General features: G+C 56.1%; 17 protein-coding genes. 11 read left to right on the top strand and 6 right to left on the bottom strand.

Annotated features, from left to right (window positions below; translation table 11 throughout):
* Positions 1-110 precede the first annotated feature (110 nt).
* Complete coding sequence (locus F0155_RS07940; RefSeq protein WP_150523963.1) at positions 111-500, top strand: DUF302 domain-containing protein; 390 nt, start codon at positions 111-113, stop codon at positions 498-500.
* A gap of 66 nt (positions 501-566) precedes the next feature.
* Here F0155_RS07940 and F0155_RS07935 read toward each other — a convergent pair whose 3' ends face one another.
* Entirely contained in the window at positions 567-1,766 is a 1,200-nt protein-coding gene (locus tag F0155_RS07935) for a pyridoxal phosphate-dependent aminotransferase (protein WP_150523962.1), read from the bottom strand.
* 142 nt (positions 1,767-1,908) lie between these two features.
* Positions 1,909-2,061: a hypothetical protein gene (locus tag F0155_RS23380; protein ID WP_161599774.1), complete on the bottom strand. Its 153-nt coding sequence runs from the start codon at positions 2,059-2,061 to the stop codon at positions 1,909-1,911.
* Positions 2,062-2,213: 152 nt separating this feature from the next.
* On the opposite strand from F0155_RS23380, the gene F0155_RS07930 reads away from it, so the two are divergent.
* Complete coding sequence (locus tag F0155_RS07930) at positions 2,214-3,689, top strand: methyl-accepting chemotaxis protein (RefSeq protein WP_150523961.1); 1,476 nt, start codon at positions 2,214-2,216, stop codon at positions 3,687-3,689.
* 81 nt (positions 3,690-3,770) lie between these two features.
* On the opposite strand, the gene F0155_RS07925 is transcribed toward F0155_RS07930, so the two are convergent.
* On the bottom strand, positions 3,771-4,835 hold the full coding sequence (locus tag F0155_RS07925; protein ID WP_208999181.1) for a hypothetical protein: 1,065 nt from the start codon (positions 4,833-4,835) through the stop codon (positions 3,771-3,773).
* A gap of 361 nt (positions 4,836-5,196) precedes the next feature.
* On the opposite strand from F0155_RS07925, the gene F0155_RS07920 reads away from it, so the two are divergent.
* The 5 genes from F0155_RS07920 to F0155_RS07910 all read left to right on the top strand — a co-directional run bounded on the left by F0155_RS07920 (position 5,197) and on the right by F0155_RS07910 (position 7,613).
* A complete protein-coding gene (locus tag F0155_RS07920; protein ID WP_150523959.1) occupies positions 5,197-5,463 on the top strand; it encodes a hypothetical protein in 267 nt (88 codons plus the stop codon).
* A gap of 54 nt (positions 5,464-5,517) precedes the next feature.
* A complete protein-coding gene (locus F0155_RS23375; protein WP_161599773.1) occupies positions 5,518-5,688 on the top strand; it encodes a hypothetical protein in 171 nt (56 codons plus the stop codon).
* Between the two features lie 238 nt (positions 5,689-5,926).
* Positions 5,927-6,337: a DUF3775 domain-containing protein gene (locus F0155_RS07915; RefSeq protein WP_150523958.1), complete on the top strand. Its 411-nt coding sequence runs from the start codon at positions 5,927-5,929 to the stop codon at positions 6,335-6,337.
* Between the two features lie 133 nt (positions 6,338-6,470).
* Positions 6,471-6,596 carry a hypothetical protein gene (locus F0155_RS24030; protein WP_280176996.1) on the top strand — a complete coding sequence of 42 codons (126 nt, stop codon included), beginning with the start codon at positions 6,471-6,473 and terminating at the stop codon, positions 6,594-6,596.
* A 54-nt stretch (positions 6,597-6,650) separates the two neighbouring features.
* Positions 6,651-7,613 (top strand): heparan-alpha-glucosaminide N-acetyltransferase, encoded by a 963-nt coding sequence (locus tag F0155_RS07910; RefSeq protein ID WP_150523957.1) that lies wholly within the window; start codon positions 6,651-6,653, stop codon positions 7,611-7,613.
* Here the strand turns inward: F0155_RS07910 and F0155_RS07905 are convergent.
* Positions 7,594-8,502: a phosphotransferase gene (locus tag F0155_RS07905; protein WP_161599772.1), complete on the bottom strand. Its 909-nt coding sequence runs from the start codon at positions 8,500-8,502 to the stop codon at positions 7,594-7,596. The two genes, F0155_RS07910 and F0155_RS07905, sit on opposite strands and share 20 nt — an antisense overlap.
* A gap of 262 nt (positions 8,503-8,764) precedes the next feature.
* Between F0155_RS07905 and F0155_RS07900 the strand changes: the two genes are divergently transcribed.
* Positions 8,765-10,795: a methyl-accepting chemotaxis protein gene (locus F0155_RS07900; RefSeq protein ID WP_161599771.1), complete on the top strand. Its 2,031-nt coding sequence runs from the start codon at positions 8,765-8,767 to the stop codon at positions 10,793-10,795.
* A gap of 270 nt (positions 10,796-11,065) precedes the next feature.
* On the top strand, positions 11,066-11,794 hold the full coding sequence (locus F0155_RS07895; protein ID WP_150523954.1) for a diguanylate cyclase domain-containing protein: 729 nt from the start codon (positions 11,066-11,068) through the stop codon (positions 11,792-11,794).
* A 50-nt stretch (positions 11,795-11,844) separates the two neighbouring features.
* Here F0155_RS07895 and F0155_RS07890 read toward each other — a convergent pair whose 3' ends face one another.
* On the bottom strand, positions 11,845-12,705 hold the full coding sequence (locus tag F0155_RS07890) for a NaeI family type II restriction endonuclease (RefSeq protein ID WP_150523953.1): 861 nt from the start codon (positions 12,703-12,705) through the stop codon (positions 11,845-11,847).
* Positions 12,702-13,673, bottom strand: a complete 972-nt coding sequence (locus tag F0155_RS07885) for a DNA cytosine methyltransferase (RefSeq protein WP_150523952.1) — start codon at positions 13,671-13,673, stop codon at positions 12,702-12,704. The genes F0155_RS07890 and F0155_RS07885 overlap by 4 nt, the downstream gene beginning before the upstream one ends.
* 244 nt (positions 13,674-13,917) lie before the next feature.
* On the opposite strand from F0155_RS07885, the gene uvrB reads away from it, so the two are divergent.
* Complete coding sequence (uvrB, locus tag F0155_RS07880) at positions 13,918-17,070, top strand: excinuclease ABC subunit UvrB (protein ID WP_150523951.1); 3,153 nt, start codon at positions 13,918-13,920, stop codon at positions 17,068-17,070.
* A gap of 338 nt (positions 17,071-17,408) precedes the next feature.
* Entirely contained in the window at positions 17,409-17,846 is a 438-nt protein-coding gene (locus tag F0155_RS07875) for a hypothetical protein (protein WP_150523950.1), read from the top strand.
* Positions 17,847-19,423 lie beyond the last annotated feature (1,577 nt).

The raw sequence follows: 19,423 nt of genomic DNA, 5'->3' as shown, positions 1-19,423 counted from the left end.
TGACAGGTTCCACCTCTCAACACATGTCAGGAAATTCCATGTCCAAATCCCGTATCTTTTTGTCCCTGATGGTTTTCTTGGCCGCAATTACCCCCAATTGGAGCATGGCAATGGAAGACGGCCTCATCCGCGTAAACAGCCCCCATTCGGTAAGCCAGACGCTCGATAATCTGAGCGCCACAATTGAAGCTGCAGGGGCCAAGGTCTTTGCCCGTGTCAATCATGCGGCAGGTGCGAAAAGCGTTGGTATGGAAATTCCGGACAATGAAGTCCTGATCTTCGGCAACCCCGCTCTGGGAACACCGGTCATCATTGACGCTCCTTCTGCTGGTCTGGACCTGCCCATGCGCGTTTCGGCGTTTCAGTCTCCAGATGGGACCGTGATGATCTATCACAACCCGACAAGCCTCGCGGCAGCCCACGGGCTCTCGCCGGATCATACAAGTATCGCCAAAATGTCGGGCGCGCTTGCAAAGCTCACCGCTAAGGCAGCCGAATAGACGAACGCAAAAAGACAAAGGGCGACCAAAAGGCCGCCCTTTCCAATTCGAACGATCCCAAAACCCTTATTTCAGGTTTCCGCAGAAGCGCTGTATGCGGGTACAAGCTTCTTCGAGCGCTTCGGTCGACGTCGCATAAGAAATGCGGAAGTTCGGACCAAGGCCAAACGCAGAGCCCTGCACAACAGCAACGCCTTCGGTCTCGAGCAGCTCGGTCACGAAATCCTCGTCATTGCGAATGACGTTCCCGGACGGCGCGGTCTTGCCGATCGTGCCTGCACAGGACGGAAACACATAGAACGCGCCTTCCGGAACCGGGCAGGACAGGCCAGACGCCTGATTGAGCATGGACACCACCAGGTCGCGGCGGGACTTGAAGACTTCATTGTTGGACGGAATGAAATCCTGCGGTCCGTTGAGAGCCTCAACAGCTGCCCACTGGGCGATGGAGCACGGGTTCGATGTCGACTGGGACTGCACCTTGGCCATCGCCTTGATCAGGCTGGCAGGACCACCCGCATAGCCGATCCGCCAGCCGGTCATGGAATAGGCCTTGGAAACACCATTGACCGTCAGTGTGCGGTCATAGAGTTCCGGCTCGACCTGAGCCGGGGTGGTGAACTTGAAGCCGTCATAGACCAGATGCTCGTACATGTCGTCGGTCATGACCCAGACATGCTCGTACTTCTTCAGGACATCGGTAAGGTCCTTGAGTTCAGCCTCGGTATAGGCAGCACCCGACGGGTTGGACGGAGAATTGAAGATCACCCATTTGGTGCGCGAGGTAATGGCAGCTTCGAGGTTCTCTGCAGTGATCTTGAAGGTCGACTTGTCAGCTTCAACGATCACCGGCACGCCGCCCGCCATCAAAACCATATCCGGATAGCTGACCCAGTAAGGGGTCGGAATGATGACCTCATCGCCAGGGTTCAAGGTAGCAACCAGTGCGTTGTAGAGCACCTGCTTGCCGCCGGTCCCGACGGTGATCTGGTTTGTTTCGTATGTGAGCCCGTTTTCCCGCTTGAACTTGGCAACGATTGCTTCTTTCAGCTCCGGAATGCCGTCAACAGCCGTGTACTTGGTCTTGCCGGAATTGATCGCAGCGATCGCGGCCTGTTTGATGTTTTCCGGGGTATCGAAATCCGGCTCACCGGCTCCAAGACCAATGACGTCTCGGCCAGCGGCTTTCAACTCGCGCGCCTTGTTGGTGACGGCGATCGTCGCAGAGGGTTTTACACGGTCCAATGCGTCGGCGAGAAAGCCCATAGTGTCCTCCATGGGAAACGGGGTAAAAAGGCGGGCGGACCGTAGAACCAACCGCCAGTAATGACAAGAGGATGTCCGGCCCAAAACGCCGAAAGAGCGAAGAATTATCGCGCCAAGGCTTCTGTCGGGAGATCAAATCGTTTTAGCGGTTCGGCGAAATGCTCTCATGATCAATCATAGTCATCAGGAACGCTTCACCACCTTCCCGTTTTTGGGACAAAGCAACGACAACCGGCTCAGCCAGAACGATCCGGACAGAAGGCGCAAAGTGAGACAAGGCAACCACTAATTGCATTTGATTTCACCCTTTCTTAATTCCGTTACGTAACTCTACGGATGCCGCATCGTAATACTTGTTCACAGCAAGCTTATGTATGCATTGATTTTTTGGGTGCTGGGGAAGGGGCCCAAACACGCACCAAAACCGGACGGGAAGGTATCGTCAGTATGAGCAGAATGTTTTCCAGCCGTGGAGTGATCAAGAACCTGGACAACCAGTCCTCGGCGCTGCTGGAGTCGCTCCCGACAGCAGTGATGACCTGTGACCTTGAAGAGTTTCGGATCGACTATGTGAACAAGGCGTCTCGCGAGATGCTGAAGAAGCTCGAACACTTGCTGCCGATAAAGGTGGACGAGATTGTTGGCACCTCGATCGACGTGTTTCACAAGGTCCCCAGCCATCAGCGCGATCTTCTGCGCAACGAGGCCAACCTACCCTACGAAACGACGATCACGCTGGGTGACGAGTATCTGGACCTTCATGTGTTCGCGCTTCGCGACGGCAAGGGCCGCTATGTGAAGGCTGGCCTCCAATGGGCCGTCGCAACGGAGAAGGTCAAAGCGGAACGCGATACGAAACGCCTTCTGCAGATGATCGACAAGATCCCGGTCAACGTGATGACCTGCGATCCGAAGACATTCGAAATCAACTATGTCAACCAGACAAGCGTCAACACCCTCAAGCCATTGCAGCAGTACCTGCCGGTGAACGTTGACGAACTTCTTGGCCAGTGCGTTGATGTGTTCCACAAGAACCCGGCACATCAGCGCCAAATTCTGGCTGACCCGTCTCGCCTTCCATGGAAGGCCAATATTGCGGTGGGGCCGGAGACCCTCAATCTGCTGGTGTCCCCGATCATGGATGACGACGGCAGTTATCTGGGACCAATGCTGACCTGGTCCGTAGTATCCGATCAGGTAAAGGTCACCGAGATGGTGACAGACGTTATTGTAAACATGAACGCCATCGGCGACAGCCTGTCGACGAATTCCGAGAACATGATGACCTCGGCCGAAAGCGCGAAGTCTCAGGCCACATCGGTGACGTCTGCCGCCGAGGAAATGACGGCTTCCATATCGGAAATCTCGGAAAGAATGCAGCAGGCTGCGGAGATGTCCCGCGATGCCCTGCAACGGGCGCAGGCGGCATCCGACCAGATCGGAACGCTGAAAAGCGCCTCCGAGCAGATCGGCTCGGTGATGGGCACCATTCAGGCGATTGCCGATCAGACCAAACTGCTAGCCCTCAACGCAACCATCGAGGCAGCGCGCGCCGGTGAGGCTGGCAAGGGCTTTGCCGTGGTGGCAGCCGAAGTGAAAGGGCTGTCAGAACAGACCGCCCGCGGGACGGACCAGATCCGCACCCAGATCGAGGCAATGCAGGACGAGACCAACGAAGCACAGACCGCGATCCAGTCCATCATGGGCGTGATCACGTCCCTGAACGAGCAGGCATCCGCCGTTGCATCCACAATGGTGGAACAAAGAGCTGCGGCAGAGGAAGTTGCCAGCGCGATTGTCGGCGTATCCCAAGCCAGCGACAACACAACCGAGTCCGCAAAGCAGGTCGAAAACATTGTCGCTCAGGTGGAAGAGATCAAGCACAAGAACGCTATGATTGAGGATTTCCTGCGGAACCTCTGATCGAACAAAACAACTGAAAGGACCCGCTGCATTCCAAATGCGGCGGGTATTCCTTTGTTCGGGTACATCCGTAAAACGGGCTCAGCTCCTCGCCTCGATAAGCAGCTTGGGATCACTATCCAGATCGATAAGCACCGCTTTCAGACGTTTCTTCTTTGACTTTCCATCAAAACTGTTGACGACGACGGACTGCGGAATGTCGCTCCTGCTCTTCGCTGCCTCAATGAGCGCAGAAAAGCTGCTGGCATGGAGAAGGCGTTCGGTGACCGGCTGCTCGTCCATGATCTCGGCCGTCAAATGGTAGGCACGGATCGCCGCTGTATTGGCCGCCATGATCTTGCGGGTCTTCACATTCACGACCATCATTGCGGAACTGAAGTGATTGAAGATACTGGAATAATCAACCTCTCCGGCGGCCCGACCTGCGGAGAACAGGATTCCGCCGACGCTGCCGCCAAGTCGGAAATACATCGTGTCGAAGGACAATTCGATACTGTCGCCATTCGCCAGAAGAAACTTGCCCTTGCCTGATGCATTGGCCCGGCGCGTGAGCGCCGCCAGCGAAAGAGAAACGATAGTTCGTCCGACCCGGCTTTGCACATGGGCGATATTGCGACCGATGACCATCTTGGGATCGGAGATCTGGAACCCCGTCAGGAAGCCCTCGCTTGCAAATCGCACATAGCCGAAATTGTCGACGAGCAGAACAATCCGGTTCGAGTTCTGAACGAAGTGTTGGAGGATCGGCGCGAGACCAAGAACGATTTTGCCCGCGTTGTCACCATCGTCACCGATGAATGGAAAGCCGATGACAATTGTCCGTCCATCCGCCAGTTCGTAGCGATGGGTAATCAGCGGGACGCCCGGAAGCCTGTGGTCAACCCCAGCCCCAACGTCGAATGGTCCCGCCTTCCCGTCTTCGATAGCTCCCCGCACCAGCCGCAATATGGTCTTTCGGTCTTCGGCAGGCAGCAACCGCAGGGCCGAGGCCGCCGGCGCCTGCTGCATCCCGCTTGGCTTGCTGCTGAAGCTCTGGCTGCCGCTTTCGAACCAGAGCAGATGTTTTCGGGAGTTGTCGAAGACAAAAAACTGCAATCCCGAAAGGGACAAGGCGGGTTTCTCTTCGTCGGCAACCTCAGCAGACATCTCCGCTTCTTCAGGTTGCACCAAACGTTTCAAGTCCAGTTTTGGCCGTGTACGAATATTCGCTGCACTCGATTTCATTTGCGACTCTAAGAAGACACCCAAGGAACACCCAAGTTCGGAGTCTCACCTCAAATCGAAAACATATTATGAACCACCAGAAAAATTGCCCTTCATTGTTTATATTTCAGGCAGCAAAGTTATCATGAATAATTTTCCTTAAAGTTGTAACATTTACTTAACCAGCACCCGAAACGGCATGCCCAAATTTCGCCACCAAATGACACGCGAAGAGCCCAAATGCGGTCAGCAAGCCGACTGAATGTACCTCCAGTATCGCTTCATCAGAGTCAGGAGTGGAACGATGCGCAGTACAGATGTCGAAAAGGCAGCCACCTTCAGAACCGGAACAATGCTGAGAATTGCCAGCGCGGCCCTCATCATCGCCCTGATGACGGCAGCACTCGACCTTTCCGTCCCTCAGCGCATTCTGCTTGCTGCCCTGTGCACCTTCTTTGCAGGCATGCTCTTCTACACATTCGGTCTGGCACGGCAGTTGTCGGATGATCTCGGCAAACTCGCCTCCCCCTATGCTCGCAACACCAGCGCTCCGGCAAATGCCCGGGCCTGACACCCCAACACCTGTCCTTGGCACCATCACGTCCAACGACATCAGGAATTCAAGATGCGGAAGAACCAGGAAGTAAACGGCGCACGAGCACTCCTCTTGTCGATTGCGCTCGGATTGGGACTTGCATTCGCACTCATGCTGGCTGCCGTGGTTGCTCCGGCCAGTGCTGTTCAGCACGGGGAGCTGCCCTCTGTCTTCGGCCCACCACAGACAGATCGGGGTTAGCACCGGAGGCTGTCGCAGTCCGGCGTGACCCAGCCCCCTTTCGTCGTGGCGGAAGGGGGCTGGTTATACAAACAGACCAAGCTTCATGACATAGCGCGCGCCCGGGGCGCTTACGTCCGTATAAAACCTTATAATTTCAAACAATTACCACCTTCCCCAAACCCGCCATTTTATGACGACAGCCACTTGCATATCCCTCAGTCGGGAACATAATGAACGCAAGCAGATGGAGGCAAAAATGGCCGTAGACCTGACAATTTCCGCTGACACGATCCGACTGTTCATTCAAAAGGCCCGCGCAGTATCGGAATCACTCGACGACGCGTTTCAGGACGGAAGCGACCATGAAGTCGAGTTTGACGAGGAAACCCTCACGGACTCCCATCATCATGATGGCCTTGCAGAAGAAGAAAGCGAGGATCTGTCAAAAGAAGAGCTTCGCGAACTGATCGAGGATCTGAACGTCGACGAAGCGGCTGAAGTGGTTGCAATTGCCTGGATAGGCCGCGGGGATTTTGACGCAGACGACTTTGAAGCTGCCCTCGAACAGGCTAGGGAACGCGCCCTTGGATCGACCGCCTCCTACCTTCTTGGCATGTCGTTGCTGGCTGATTATCTGGAAAGCGGGCTGGATTCGCTTGATCTGTGAAAAACCCGGGTTTTCCACTTTCCCGCCCAAGTTCCTCTGGATAAGGCTGTTAACTGGTCATTTACTGTCTTTTCTCCGGTCGGGATTTCCGACAGGCTCCCTGTACTGTCATCAGCCAGGGGGCCCTGCGAGAATGGTACATCACGATTCCAACCACGACAGCCTGACCGCCTCACGTCCTTCCCCGTGGCCCATGGTGATCGGGGCAATGGCCGTTGCCGGCTTTCTCTCCATGTTGGTGATTGCATTTACCGGGTAAGCCCGAATACCGGCTGAGCAATAGGCTCGCCGAACCCATTTAAACGGACATCATATGACAAACGCCAGACTGGCCGCATTGGATATGCTGCGCGGCATCGCTGTTCTGGCCATGATATTTTATCATTTTTCCTGGGATCTCTCCTGGTTCCAGCTGGTCGACTGGCCGGTCACTGACGGAAGCGAATGGCGCGCCTTTGCTGCAGCTATCGCTGGAAGCTTCCTGTTTCTGTCCGGCATGACCCTTGCCTTCGCGCACGGACAAAGCATCCGCTGGAAGAAGCTGATCCGGTCAAAGCTCCTTCTTCTGGTGTCGGCATGCATGATCAGCCTGATTACCTACATGATCTTTTCCGACAATTTCGTTCGCTTTGGCATCCTGCACTGCCTGTTCCTTGCAGGCCTGCTGTCCCTCCCCTTTCTGGACGCGCGCTGGTTTGTGACCCTGACGGCGGGCCTTGTTGTCGTCAGTCTTCCGTTTTGGGCAAAAACACCCTTCTTTGACGGTCAATTCTGGCTCTGGACCGGACTTGGAACACCGGATTTCGGAAGCGTGGACTATGTTCCCCTTGCCCCCTGGGCCGGGATAGCCCTTCTTGGCACCGCACTGGTGCAGAGCCCTGTCTGGGCGCGTCTGGCGGCACGCGGCTCATCGGAGGGCTCAGGAAACGCAATCTCGCGGTCTTTAAGCTTTCTCGGGCGCCATTCGCTGTTGATCTACCTCTTGCATCAACCCGCCCTGTTCGGTGCACTTTTGTTGATGTCGGAGGCAGGCGTGCTGCCGGACCCGTCCAAGGCGCGCTTTGTTGAAAGCTGCAGCGAACTCTGCGCTTTGACCGAAGGCAATACGGACGCATGCCAAGCCACCTGCAGCTGCACCCTCGACAAGCTTGTGTCGGGCAATCTTTGGGAGCCTCTTGTGCAAAGCCCGGACGACCCGGAGCTGAGAAAGGGCATGAACGACGCCTATGCCATCTGCTTGCGCGACACGCAGACCCTTACATTTTCGGCAAGATGAGCGCCGCCAATTGACGCTGCGCACGGGCAATCCGCGTTCGTGCGAATAGCCGAAAATCCGTCGCCCCTGATCCGGAAGCGTCCTGTCCGAGCGCCCAAAGCGCCGACACCAGGTCACAGGCGACCTTCATTTCCGCCACTTCTGTCCGGATCAAAATCAGGTCTTCACCATCCAGCCCATATCCGGCGAGAAGCTTTTCCTCTTCGTCCGCATCAAAGCCGATCTCAAGCATAGCGTAGGCCAGATCCCAGGCCCTTGGTCCTCGCGCGGAGAACTCCCAATCGATCAGAAGAAGGCCTGCGTCGGTCGAAAGGCAATTTGCCGCCGTAACATCCCAATGGGATGAAACGACTGGACTATCTTGCCAAAACTGAAAGGACAGAAGCTCACTGTAAAGCGTTTCCGCTTGCAGGATGTCGTCTTGAACCGAGGGCGACAGCCGAGCCTGTTCAAAGAGGCCGTCCAGCCACATGCCGAGCCGTCTCTCGTTCTGAAACAGAACCTGTGTGTCATGAAGTCTCCGGAGAAGCTGGCCAAGCTTTTCGGTGTCGGGCGGACCATCCGATGACGACAGATAGGGGAACAGCAGCAGGCCATTCGCAGCATCATAATGAACCGGGGCAACCGCAAGACCGGCACTGGCAGCAGACAAGATGTTACAAAGCTCCACATGTCGGTCGACCAACTGGGGAGCATCGGGTCGCGGAAGCCTTAAAACGAATCGCCCCCTGGATGCTTCGACTTCCAGAACAATGTTGCTGAGTCCTCCCAGCGCTGAGACCCGATCAACAAGACCAAGGCACTCCCGAAGACCACCATCCAAACGGCACCAGTTTTCGACAAGAGCCGCAAAATCTTGTGCATCCTTTACTTGCCTAGACCCAGTCACGCAGACTTCCCGTTTCTCCCTGCCCATTAGGGCCTATTGTTGTGGTCATTCCGCCTCGCTCGCGTGACCAACTGAACCGTCAGCAGGATACCTAGATAAATATTATACATAAATAGCATTTTTTACAATAAGTATATTGTCAGTAATTTATAATTATTACTTTGCTTAAATCTGCATTAATACGTTTCCAATACAAAGAATTTACTTCGTGATTTTTGATGCAGGGCACTCGCTTATGTCGCTACGAACAATTGGAATAGCATTGATCAGTTGCATGGTGCTGTTTGGCATCATCATCATGGGATCACTGGTTGTTGGAGTGGTGAAAAGAGCCGAAGTTGACGTGCAATGGCGCGTCTTTGCCGACAAGAGCAGCCCCCGTGCACAGGCTCTCGAGTTCCTGACTGCCGAACTCGGCTATGGCGGCATGATTCACAACTACAAGAACTACATGCTGCGCAAGGATCCAAAACTTGTAAGCCGGGTCCGCAATGCTCTTGGCGCCTCCAGAATGGCGTTGGAGGTCTATTCCCATGTCGATCCAAGCGAGGTCGAACTCAAGGCGCTTGCTGACCTGCGAGCCACCCTTGACGAATATGATGAGTCTCTCACCCAATCCATAAAGATGCTCGGAACCGGGGCTTCTGCCGACGTTGTGTCGCGCTTTTTCTATGTCGATGACACGAATGCAATCGAAGCCATCAAGACATTGCGTGAAGCCACGCTGTCCCAGTATCTGGTAAAGGACTCCCATGCCAAGAACGAGGAAATAATCGACCTGCGTCACGCACTTGGCTACGGGGGAATGATCCACAATTTCAAGGAATTTCTGATCCTTCAGACCGAAGACAACGCGACCGCCTTTCGCAACAGCGTTGTGGAAGCCCGCAAGCACCTGAATGACTACAGGTCCCTCGCCAGCTCTGATGCAGAAGCGGAGGCTGTTAGTGCCATCGACAGCATGATCACAGCTTACGAAGCCAACTTTCCCAAGATTGAAGCGATGGCAAAGGCCGGGGCGAGCATTCCTGAAATTGATCAGGCCCTTCGGGTTGATGACCAACCGGCTCTGGCAGGGTTGAAAACAATCATGACCCAGTTGGTGGTGGACAAGAACGCCGCCAAGGACACGCTTCTCAACACTCTTTTGGGTATGCGAACCCTCATGACCACCATGTTCGGCTTCGTTCTGCTATCGATCGTGGTTTGCTGCGTGGTGGTTGGCTATGTCCTGTTCTCCCGCGTGCTGAACCCCATCAACACCTTGGCGAATGTCATGGAAAACGTTTCCGCCGGGGACCTCACCTCCAAAACACCATTCTCCGAGCGATCCGATGAAATCGGCAAGATGGCCAGCGCCCTCGATGTGTTCAAGACGAACCTGCAGCGCACCCATGAGTTGGAGGAGCAGCAACGTGAGCTGGAGGCCCGCCAGGCCGAACAGCGCAAGGCCGAGCTCGACCGACTGGCCGGCGAATTCGAACTTACCGTCGGCGCAATCGTGGACAATGTTTTCTCAGCCGCCAGCCACATGGCGCGCAACGCTGACGGCATGCACCAGGTTGCCGAGACGACCGACATGGAAATGAAGAAGATCACGTCTTCTTTCCAGAACTCCAGTGGCCAGTCCCAGACGGTTACCACCGCCGTCGAACAACTGTCGGCAGGTGCCCGCGAAATGGCGGCACAGATCGAAACCACCTCCTCCATGACCGACAAGACCGCAAAGGAAGCCGAAGCCACATCGAATTCGGTCCGCGAACTCGGCGACATGGTGGCAAAGGTGGCCGACGTCACCAGCCTCATTCAGGACATTGCCGAACAGACCAACCTGCTGGCACTCAATGCCACCATCGAGGCGGCGCGGGCCGGTGAAGCAGGCAAGGGTTTCGCAGTCGTCGCCGCGGAAGTGAAGCAGCTTGCCGAACAAACCTCGCGAGCGACCGACGAGATCAAGACCCAGATCGAGGAAATCCAGTCGGCGTCCAGCTCCTCCGTCGAGGCGGTGCAAAAGATTTCCGGCATGATCCAGGAAATCCGCAACAGCGCCTCCAAGATTGCAGAAGCCGCAGCCCAGCAGGATCTGGCCACTCAGGCCATCGCAGACAGCAGCTCGTCTTCCTCCGGACTCGGCGCGGAAATTGCCCAAGGCCTTGCCGATATCAGCGAGGCCGTGGAGCAAACCGGGATTTCAAGTGGTGAATTGAATGAAGCCGCCGAAGGCCTGAACCAGAAGGCAAGCGAACTGCGCGAGCAGGTTTCCCAATTCGTCTCCAAGGTGCGCGCCGCCTGACCGACCGAAAAACGTACATACCACTTCCGACTTGACCTCAGCTTCCCTGCCTGGCCCCGATGCACTGCATTGGGGCTCTTTTTTTTGAATTGAAACGCCGGGCCGAGCGTCTCCATAGGCTCATTCGCCCGAATTTACGCAGCGGTAACTATAGCTAAAGACACAATACCAAAAGTAGAAAAATCAGCAAATAATCAATCTATACGAGCATATACTAAACCAAGAACAGTAGAGAATGACTGGCATTCAGTTTTCCAGGGGCATCTTGTCATGATACAGTCGAATGGTTCCCAAAGCGCCTCGAACTCCGGCTCGACCCAGGGCGGAGCGAAACCCTCGCGATCCACTGCGGCTTTCGCATCGTCCTATGCTTCAGGCTTCGTGCATGGCAACCATGGCGTTGCCGCCGGAGGCGTGTTGCAGAACCCGATGGAAGATCTCGGGGCCATTGTGACGCTTCGCGAAACCCTGTCGAGACCCACCTCGAGAGGCGACTTTGTCAACCTCATTGCGCCGCTGGTTCAGCGATGCCATCAGTCCCCCTGCGCCGTCATGGTGATCGAGATGAATTTCATCCATCACCTCTACGATCCGATGATCCCGAACCCGGCGACACAATATGTCAACGTGGTCGCCGAGAAACTGATGCAGACCTTGCCGCGCGGATCGATCATCGGCCGAACGGGCATGCATGAATTTGCCGCCATGATCAGGGATATAGACAACCATTCTGCCGTGAACCGCCTGTGCGCGTCTGTTCTGCGCAACACCTATTCACCAACCACGGAAACCGATGCACTCGTCGGCATCAGCACCAGCATCGGCTGGGCCACCGCGCCCTATGACGCGAAATCCGCCCACGACCTGATGCTGCTGTGCGAGCGCGCCCTCATCAAAGCCCGCACCGACGGCGGCAACTGCGCCATCCACACCGACGACCTGCCACCGATTTCAGAAATCACCGAGGAACAGGTCTTGGTCAGGGCACAGGCGGGGTGATCTTCAAATAAGAGAATAGCCAGCCTTCACTGAGCATCTGCAGAAAACCCTCAGTAGTCACTAAGCATGATATGGTTCCATTCCTCACTATCGCAATTGTGAGAAATAAACTCATCTCGGCTGCAAAATTCGAGTTTGAATTGATCAATTAAACTGCTATGGAAATAGCCTGATAATATCACAGTTCTTTCTTCAAGCAGGATGTCGCGCGCACCGCCGTTTCCACGGATCCGTTTCATATAATCTTTTTGATCGTATAAAAGCCCTTGTAATACACTCCGGTGAATTACCTTACCTAGGTTTTCTCGAAAAAACTGAGCGGCACGCCTACTACCACCTTGTATGTCAGTTCTAAGCTGGCGAAAGCGAAGCATATCAATGCCCTCATATCGGCTTTCTGGAAGTGGCCGATCCTTAAATATCCAATAGATATTCTCAAACGACGAGCTTCGAATACTTCGTTTCCCATCTCGATTTGGCTTGTTCAAATACTCTTCACGAGCCACAATGATGCCGAGGGAACAATTTCGCTGCTCAGTTGCAACCATCACCAAAATGCACGGCTCAGAGTTCCTGAATGTCTCAGGAGGGATCATCCAATTATTCCGCACTGTGTTTTTCACATCTACATCTTGGCCCGCCAACCTTAGATCTCTTAGCCCTTTAGGAACCCCTATAAAATCTCTGAGGAAATGCTCCACTTTCAAGCCGATGAATGTCTTCTCAACATTGTCCAGTTCAGAAACTTTGGTCCGCGCTGTGCGAACAGGATCAATAACGTATTCTACGGCGTCAGATATTATCTCCGGGAACCGTTCAACAAATATTTTTTGACCCCCGACAAGCCTGTATAGCTCTTCGGCGAGGAATTCCAATTGTTCGGAATCGCGATCAAATTCTTTGCTTATCATTCTGCCGCTTCTTGCAGTACATTGTGCGCGGCTAAGGCCATGAAAATCTTCTGACCAACGGCAGCAGCAACCGGAGGCGGAAACGCATTTCCAACTTGTCGGTAAGAATTTGTCTTACGCCCAGAGAATTTCCAATTATCTGGAAACCCCTGTAGTCGCGCGACCATTTGCACTGTGAGTCGCGGCATTCCATCATGATCAGCTGCAGGCGCGGTTTCTGCAATGGTTCGGCCTTCGACGCCCAATTCGGCCCAAGCCTTCCTAGCTCGAGTAGGTCCAAGATCTGGCCCACCATGTTTTTTGGAGCCTCCAACGATGGTTGGAGCTATCCGATTTGCTTGCTGCGCCCATTCTTCCACCCCTTGCCAACCATTCGCCGCCATCAAATCGAAGAGAACCTCTCCGACTGATGCTGCATCTTTGAAATCATGGTCATCAGGCCAAGAAAACATCTCGGCATAAGCCCGCTTCAATGCCACCATCACCACTCGTGGCCTTAGCTGAGGCACGCCAAAGTCCGCTGCATGGAGCAGTTTCCAATAAACTTTATACCCTTGTTTTCTAAGGCGCACTTCAATGTAGTCGCGGTATCCCTCGAACGAAGCGTCCAACATGCCCCGAACATTTTCAAACATAATTGCTCTGGGCTGAACAACTTCAGCAATTTCGACGCCTCTGGTAAAAAGATTTCTCTCATCCTTTTCACCCAACTGCTTACCTGCCACAGAGAACGGAGGGCACGGTAAACCACCGGCCAAAAGATCGACGCCGCGAAATATGGAAAAATCAAAGTTTTGAAATAGATCGTGTTCAAACACCGCCCAATTTGGGCGATTTATTCTTAGTGTTTCGCACGCATGTGGATCATTCTCGAACAAGCCGACATGATCGAACCCTGCCATTTCAAGACCAAGAGCCTGCCCGCCGGCTCCTGCGCAAAGCTCTAGTGAAGTCAGTTGACTTTTCATCTAACGTCCTAGGTATCCGTTTGCCTCACAATACAGCATATTAATCAGAACAAAATAAGAACATATTAATTTCCCCAGCACAACAGGCAAATCCCGTTCAGATTACGGAAGCAATTGGAGACCACGGAGATGCAACAGAGCGTCGGCAAGATTTGCCGCCTCCTGACATCTCCTGTCAGGAACCGGTCCTTGTGCGCCCTTCGCCCTCTTTCCTTTGGCGGGCTGGGAGACCATATTGCGGGGTATGAGCAAGACGTCCCGCACATCGAAGAATCCCGATACTGAAACCGCGACCGATAGTTTTGGCCCCGATGGTTTTGGCGAAGCGCCGCAGAAACCGTTGTCCGGCGTGCCGCTTGGCGGCTCGATTGCCGACTGGGCGGCGGAGATTGCGGATGAGGCGGAAAAGCCCGCTCCCGGTGAAGGAAACACCTCCAAAGCAAGAAATGCGTCTCCGAAGCGAAGCGAAGGCGAGGCCAAACGGCCGTCGGCCGGTCAGGCCGCCCCTGCGCAGGACAGCGCGAAAGCGCGAACGTCCGTGAGCGGAAAAGCCAAGAGCGCAAAGAAGGAAAGGCCGACCAAGTCCGCCCGTGGCACCTCCATGGGCAAGGCAGACAGCGCGCGCGAGCGGGCGGCGGGCGGGTTGAACCCGGTTGCCGGGCTGGACATCTCGCTGGAAGAAGCCGAGCAGCTGGAAGCCAGGCTCAAGCAGCACAAGAAAGACAACAAGAAGAAATCCGCCGCCGATGGCCGCTTTGGCGATCTGGGCGGCAATCAGGGCGCAACGGCGACCGTGGAGGCGCTTTCGGCGCTGATCGAGAGCGGCAATCCGCTGCACAAGAACGGCGAACTTTGGGTGCCGCACCGGCCCGAGCGACCGGCGAAGTCGGAAGGCGGCGTGCCGATTGTCCTGAAATCCGAATACGAGCCCAAGGGCGACCAGCCGACTGCGATAGCAGAGCTGGTGGAGGGTATCGAGACGGGCGAACAGACGCAGGTGCTGCTGGGCGTCACCGGCTCCGGCAAGACCTACACGATGGCGCAGGTGATCGCGCGCACCCAGCGCCCCGCCCTGATCCTCGCACCGAACAAGACACTGGCCGCCCAGCTTTACGGCGAGTTCAAGAACTTCTTCCCGGACAACGCGGTCGAGTATTTCGTATCCTACTACGACTACTACCAGCCGGAAGCCTATGTTCCGCGCACGGACACCTATATCGAGAAGGAATCCTCGGTCAACGAACAGATCGACCGGATGCGCCACTCGGCAACCCGTGCCCTGCTGGAGCGGGACGACGTCATCATCGTCGCCTCTGTTTCCTGTATCTACGGTATCGGCTCGGTCGAAACCTATACCGCGATGACCTTTGCCATCGAGGTGGGCGAACGCATCGATCAGCGTCAGCTGATCGCCGATCTGGTGGCCCTGCAATACAAGCGCAACGACGCGGCTTTCCAGCGCGGCACCTTCCGGGTGCGCGGCGATACGATCGAGCTGTTCCCCGCCCACTATGAGGATCGTGCCTGGCGCGTGTCCCTGTTCGGCGACGAGATCGAATCCATCACCGAGTTTGACCCGCTGACAGGTCAGAAGTCGGGCGAGTTGAAATCCGTCAAGATCTACGCCAACTCGCACTATGTCACGCCCAAGCCGACGCTGAATCAGGCCACCAAGTCCATCAAGGAAGAACTGAAGCACCGCCTTGAGGAACTGACCGCCCATGGCCGCCTGCTGGAAGCGCAGCGGCTGGAACAGCGCACCATGTTCGATCTGGAAATGCTGGAAGCGACCGGTTCCTGCGCCGGGATCGAAAACTATTCGCGCTACCTGACGGGCCGCAATCCCGGCGAGCCGCCCCCCACCCTGTTCGAATATCTGCCCGACAACGCCCTCGTCTTTGCCGACGAAAGCCACGTCACCATTCCGCAGATCGGCGCCATGTATCGCGGCGACTTCCGCCGCAAGGCGACGCTGGCCGAATACGGCTTCCGCCTGCCCTCCTGCATGGACAACCGTCCGCTGCGGTTTGAAGAATGGAACGCCATGCGCCCGCAATCCATTGCCGTGTCAGCGACACCCGGCAGCTGGGAGATGGAGCAGTCTGGCGGCGTCTTTGCCGAGCAGGTCATTCGCCCCACGGGCCTGATCGATCCGCCAGTGGAAATCCGTCCCGCCGGATCGCAGGTCGACGATCTTCTGGGCGAGGTGCGCGCTGTTGCCGCCAAGGGTTACCGCACGCTGGTCACCACGCTCACCAAGCGCATGGCCGAGGACCTGACCGAATACCTGCATGAAAACGGCGTGCGCGTGCGCTACATGCATTCCGACATCGACACGCTGGAGCGTATCGAGATCCTCCGCGACCTGCGCCTCGGCGCGTTCGACGTTCTGGTCGGCATCAACTTGCTGCGCGAGGGGCTGGACATTCCCGAATGTGCGCTGGTCGCCATTCTCGACGCGGACAAGGAAGGTTTCCTGCGCTCTGAAACCTCGCTGATCCAGACCATCGGCCGCGCGGCGCGTAACGTCGACGGCAAGGTCATTCTCTATGCCGACCGTATGACCGGCTCCATGGAGCGGGCAATTGCGGAAACCAACCGCCGCCGCGAAAAGCAGCTGGCCTACAATGCCGAACACGGCATCACCCCGGAAACGGTGAAGCGCAACATCGGCGACATTCTGGACAGCGTCTACGAGCAGGACCACGTCACGGTCGACGCCGGATTCGCGGAAGAAGGCACGCTGGTCGGGCACAATCTCAAGGGCCATATCGAGGATCTGGAAAAGCAGATGCGCGATGCCGCTGCCGATCTCGACTTCGAGACCGCCGCGCGCCTGCGCGACGAGATCAAACGCCTGCGCGAAACCGAACTCGCCGTTGCCGACGATCCGCTGGCCCGGCAGGCCGCTGTCGACGACAGGACCGGCGGCTATCAGGGCGACAAGAAATTCGGCGCCGGCGGCACCAAGGCCGGCGCCTCCGGCAAGAAACGCGAAACCGCGAAGGACCGGGCAAAAGCGGCACAATCTCGAAACGCCGCCTCTTCCGCTCTATCAGGGGAAAAGAACCCCGAGCGCAGCGAAGGCAAGCACGACCATGCGTCGGCCGGTCAGGCCGCGCCCGCGCAGGCTAGCGAGCACAGCGAGCGCTCAGCCGTGAGCGAAGAAACTTTGAGCCCCAGCTCTAAAGTCCGCAAAAACTCTCTCGATGAGATGACAGTGGGCCGGACCGAAGTTCCTCTCAGCACGGGCCCCTTGCCCAAAAAACCACTCGACCCCGCCGACGACGCCAAACCGGTGATCAGAGGCAGGATCGGCGCAGGCTCCTACGAAGACCCGGCTGAGGAAAAGAGACGGCGGGGACGCCCGAAGAAGAGTGGGCGCCCAGGGCGGTGAGACCACAGTGCAGCGCTGCAAGTCATGCCATGACTTGATCATGGCATCCATTCCGATTGCTTTCCGCTCTTGCGGAAGGCTGCGGGATCACGGGATGGATCACCGGATCAAGACCGGTGATGACGAAGGAGATTGAGGCAAGGTTGGTGCAGCAGTCCGAGCAAGTGCAACGGATCTGCTTGATTCAATAGAATTTCATTTCGTGTTGGTCGGGACTGACCCAACCATCTGCTGAACGTTGACCTGTGTGTAGTTTCGCTAAGCGGTGATTACAGAGCGTTCTCATGCAGCAGCTGAAAATTCAAAAGTTTCTATCCCGTGTTTGAGTAGGCGAGAAAATGATAGAAGTAACTGAAGATGATTGGCGGGAATACCCAGTCACCAGGATCTCGTTTCCTATATTGGAAGCTGTGCTTGATGGGCAAAGCCCGAATCTGCATTTCGGGTTCATCGCCGAATTATATCGCAAGTATCGCTTGGGTGACTGGGAAGGCCGACTTCCTGCTCCGATTGCTCTCGCGGACAAAACTTATTTGATGTGGAAAGATGAAGCTTACTGCCTGTTCCATTCACGGCATGAGAAATTCGGTGAGCATATCATTGAATGTGCGCACCCTTACTCCAAAAATGCCTTTGTGTTTTTTGACTACAGTATTCTAGGAACTTCGTTCGCAGCTCTGAACAAGGGTGGTGGGGAACAGCTGCCGTATATCCCGACATATTATGCACATCCGCACGACAGGTATGATTATAAGACGGGTGCCCACATGTGGTGACATAGCCTTCAAAAACATCTTGGCTCTCCGATCCTACATCGCGTGGCGCTAGGCCGGGACGGCGGCAGAGATTGGCGTAAAGTAGGCGCATCAGTCCGGACAAGGGCAGCAAGGTTATGCACCGATCCGGAGACCAGTGTGCCAGCGTGAACGCAGGAGAACACCGGTTTCCATTTCCAATTTATGGACGACCTCCATGACAAGCCGCTTGCTCCGATCGTCATCCCGGCCTCCGAGCCGGGATCCATTATGCACCTCCGGCCTGCACGCGCGGCGGATAGGAAACCGGTCGTTCTGCAAGCACCATGCTCCACTCAGTCTCCTCCGGTTTCAATAGATCCCCGATCAAGTCGGGGATGACGCATGGAGGGTGGGGCTTGGTTGGCACCCTTTCGGCCTTCTTCGCTGGTCATGCCATGACTTGATCATGGCATCCACTCCGCTCGCTTGCGGCAGTTGCGGTATCTCGGGGTGGATCACCGGATCAAGTCCGGTGATGACGAAGGAGAGTGAGGCGAGGTTGGAGCAGCAGTCCTGACAAGGGCAGCAAGGCTGCGCACTGATTTGGAAACCAGCGTGAGCACAGTCAAACACCTGTTTCCGTTTCCAACTTATAGACGACCGCCATAACAAGCCTCTTGCTCTGATCGTCATCCCGGCCTCCGAGCCGGGATCCATTATGCACCTCGGGAATGCACGCGCGGCGGTTAGGAAATCGGTCGTGCTGGAAGCCCTCCGCTTCCCCCCTGTCTCCTCCGGTTTCAATGGGTCCCCGATCAAGTCGGGGATGACGCGCTGAGGGTGTATGCGCGGCGGAGAAGGCGAACCGGTCGACCTTTCCCATCCACTTGCGCCGCCCCGGACCTGATCCGGGGCCTTCTCGGTGCGCTCGAGGTCCCGGCGCTAGGCCGGGACGGCGGCGGAGAGTGAGGCAAGGTTGGTGCGTCAATCCAGACAAGGACAGCAAGACTGCGCACTGATCTAGAAACCGGTGTGCCAGCGTGAGCGCAGGCGAACACCGGTTTCCGTTTCCAATTTATAGACGACCGCCAATACAAGCCTCTTGCTCCGATCGTCATCCCGGCCTCCGAGCCGGGATCCATTATGCCCCTCCGGCCTGCACGCGCGGCGGATAGGAAATCGGTCGTGCTGGAAGCCCTCCGCTTCCCCGTGTCTCCTCCGGTTTCAATAGATCCCCGATCAAGTCGGGGATGACGCATGGAGGGTGGGGCTTGGTTGGCACCCTTTCGGCCTTCTTCGCTGGTCATGCCATGACTTGATCATGGCATCCACTCCGCTCGCTTTCAGCAGTTGCAGAATCTCGGGATGGATCACCGGATCAAGTCCGGTGATGACGAAGGAGAGTGAGGCGAGGTTGGTGCATCAGTCCTGACAAGGGCAGCAAGGCTGCGCTCTGATCCGGAAACCAGTGTGCCAGCCTGAGCGCGGTCGAACACCTGTTTCCGTTTCCAACTTATAGACGACCGCCATTACAAGCCTCTTGCTCTGATCGTCATCCCGGCCTCCGAGCCGGGATCCAATAAGCACCTCCGGACTGCACGCGCGGCGGATAGGAA

Source organism: Roseibium sediminis, assembly GCF_008711325.1.
Taxonomy (GTDB): domain Bacteria; phylum Pseudomonadota; class Alphaproteobacteria; order Rhizobiales; family Stappiaceae; genus Roseibium; species Roseibium sediminis.
This window is presented reverse-complemented; position numbering and strand designations above follow the sequence as displayed.

Bases quoted from the DNA above. Each gene is read 5' to 3' on its own strand.
- F0155_RS07940 (WP_150523963.1), top strand. From the start codon at position 111: ATGGAAGACGGCCTCATCCGCGTAAACAGCCCCCATTCGGTAAGCCAG.
- F0155_RS07935 (WP_150523962.1), bottom strand. From the start codon at position 1,766: ATGGGCTTTCTCGCCGACGCATTGGACCGTGTAAAACCCTCTGCGACG.
- F0155_RS23380 (WP_161599774.1), bottom strand. From the start codon at position 2,061: ATGCAATTAGTGGTTGCCTTGTCTCACTTTGCGCCTTCTGTCCGGATC.
- F0155_RS07930 (WP_150523961.1), top strand. From the start codon at position 2,214: ATGAGCAGAATGTTTTCCAGCCGTGGAGTGATCAAGAACCTGGACAAC.
- F0155_RS07925 (WP_208999181.1), bottom strand. From the start codon at position 4,835: ATGTCTGCTGAGGTTGCCGACGAAGAGAAACCCGCCTTGTCCCTTTCG.
- F0155_RS07920 (WP_150523959.1), top strand. From the start codon at position 5,197: ATGCGCAGTACAGATGTCGAAAAGGCAGCCACCTTCAGAACCGGAACA.
- F0155_RS23375 (WP_161599773.1), top strand. From the start codon at position 5,518: ATGCGGAAGAACCAGGAAGTAAACGGCGCACGAGCACTCCTCTTGTCG.
- F0155_RS07915 (WP_150523958.1), top strand. From the start codon at position 5,927: ATGGCCGTAGACCTGACAATTTCCGCTGACACGATCCGACTGTTCATT.
- F0155_RS24030 (WP_280176996.1), top strand. From the start codon at position 6,471: ATGGTACATCACGATTCCAACCACGACAGCCTGACCGCCTCACGTCCT.
- F0155_RS07910 (WP_150523957.1), top strand. From the start codon at position 6,651: ATGACAAACGCCAGACTGGCCGCATTGGATATGCTGCGCGGCATCGCT.
- F0155_RS07895 (WP_150523954.1), top strand. From the start codon at position 11,066: ATGATACAGTCGAATGGTTCCCAAAGCGCCTCGAACTCCGGCTCGACC.
- F0155_RS07890 (WP_150523953.1), bottom strand. From the start codon at position 12,705: ATGATAAGCAAAGAATTTGATCGCGATTCCGAACAATTGGAATTCCTC.
- F0155_RS07885 (WP_150523952.1), bottom strand. From the start codon at position 13,673: ATGAAAAGTCAACTGACTTCACTAGAGCTTTGCGCAGGAGCCGGCGGG.
- uvrB (WP_150523951.1), top strand. From the start codon at position 13,918: ATGAGCAAGACGTCCCGCACATCGAAGAATCCCGATACTGAAACCGCG.
- F0155_RS07875 (WP_150523950.1), top strand. From the start codon at position 17,409: ATGATAGAAGTAACTGAAGATGATTGGCGGGAATACCCAGTCACCAGG.